The 1,875-nt window shown below is 62.8% G+C and carries 2 protein-coding genes; both read left to right on the top strand.

Annotated features, from left to right (window positions below):
* Positions 1-868 (top strand): AraC family transcriptional regulator (locus tag EN984_RS33020; protein WP_164765851.1); only part of this gene is annotated, 868 nt, incomplete at its 5' end.
* Positions 869-1,090: 222 nt separating this feature from the next.
* Complete coding sequence (locus EN984_RS33025; protein WP_164748938.1) at positions 1,091-1,801, top strand: outer membrane protein; 711 nt, start codon at positions 1,091-1,093, stop codon at positions 1,799-1,801.
* The last annotated feature ends 74 nt before the right edge of the window (positions 1,802-1,875 follow it).

Consider the following 1,875-nt stretch of genomic DNA (forward strand, 5'->3'; position numbering starts at 1 on the left):
GATATGGTCGGTCGAATACACGATTTCGGAGAGACTGTCGTTCGAAGCCGCGATCGAAGCCACCGCTGTCGGCTCGCTGGTGCTTGGGCAGATGGCCGGGACGATCCGTCATGCCAGCCGCAAGGCGGGCAATATCGCCGCCGACGGTCGCGACGGCTATCTGCTGCTGGTGAACAATGGCGATACGGTGCTCAGCGGCACGCAGATTGGCCGCGATTATCACGTCGGCAAAGGCGAGGCCGCACTGGTCTCGGCTTCGGAAGCGTTGCAGATGACCGGCGGCGACAGCAATGTCTGGGCCAATGTGGTGCTCCCTCGTGCCGTGCTGGAAAATGCCTTCGCTCATATCGAGGATCGGCTGGCGTTGACCGTTGGAGCCGACAATGAGGCGCTCGGCATGCTCAAGCGCTATTGCAGCTTCCTGGAAGCAGGCCCGGCGCTGGTCTCGCCCGACCTCATCGGCCACGCCACCGAAACGATCGTCGACCTGATCGGCCTTGCGACCGGCGCCAAGGGCGAAGCGGCCGAACTGGCGGGCCTGCGCGGCCTGCGCGCGGCAAGGCTGCAAGCCATACTGCAGAAGATGAGGGATAATTTCGCCGATCCCGCCATTTCGGCGCAGGGCGTTGCCGGGCAATTGCGGCTCTCCGTTCGCTATGTCCATGACCTGCTGCAGGAAACCGGGGTGAGCTTTGCCGAGCGCATTCTCGAACTGCGCTTGCAAAGGGCGCATCGCATGCTCCGCGACAGGCACAATGACCGCATGCGGATCAGCGAGATCGCGCTGCTCAGCGGCTTCTCCGACGTCTCCTATTTCAACCGCTGCTTCCGCCGCCGATTCGGCTCGACACCGGGCAGTGCCAGGTAGTCTCGCCGGCCGCCAACCCCGCTGGATACACGACACGCCAATCGACTGAGGCCGAATGGCCACACCAGCCGGGAAAGCGCTGCGATGCTTTCCCCGACAATTCGGGTGCGGCCCAGCCCAAGACGCAGCCAGCGGACAATGCAACACCGGATTTCTCGACAACAGCTGGATCTCCGCAGCTCATTTATGCGGTGGGGAAGCAACATGGGGCAGCAGACAACAATGAAAACTCTTCTTCTCGCAACGGCCTTCATTCTCGCGCCGCTCGGTGTGGCGTGTGCGGCTGATATCAATGAGGTTTCGCCTGTTGCATCCGGCTACGACTGGTCCGGACTCTATGCCGGCGTCGACATCGGCTACGCGGCCGGAAAATCCAATCTGTTCATCGCCGGCGGCGGACTGGGCGGGGCCACCGATCTCAATGTCTCCACCGATCCGAACGGATTTATCGGCGGTGTCCATATCGGCGCCAATTACCAGATGGAGAACAGCTTCGTGATCGGCGCCGAGGCCGACATTGTGTACAGCAATATAGATGGGCTGACGGCCCTCGACGCCGGCGGCGGCGGTGTCACCACGTTGCTCAAGAGCGAACTCAAATGGTCGGGGTCGGCGCGGCTGCGCGCCGGCTATGCTTTCGATCGGACCTTGCCCTACATCACTGCCGGCGTCGCCGCGGCCAAGTATGAACTGATTGCGGTCAGCGCCGGTGGCCCTGCCGCCGAAGTAACGCTCCACAGCGACAGCCATGTCGGCTGGACCGTTGGAGCCGGCATCGAACACGCCTTTACCGACAAGTGGATCGCGCGGGCCGAATACCGCTACTCCGACTTCGGCAGCCAGGACCTCTCGGTGGCAGCCGGTCTGCCTACGGAAACCCATGTCGACCTCCAGACACAGGATATCCGGGTCGGGCTCAGCTACAAGTTCTGATCCGCTGAAGCTGCTGATCTCCCCCTTGAGGGGGGTGAGGGAGTGGTCCGCGCAGCGGACGGAAAGCCAATCGC

The sequence above is a fragment of the Mesorhizobium sp. M7A.F.Ca.CA.004.12.1.1 genome (assembly GCF_003997835.1).
In the GTDB taxonomy this organism is placed as follows: Bacteria; Pseudomonadota; Alphaproteobacteria; order Rhizobiales; family Rhizobiaceae; genus Mesorhizobium.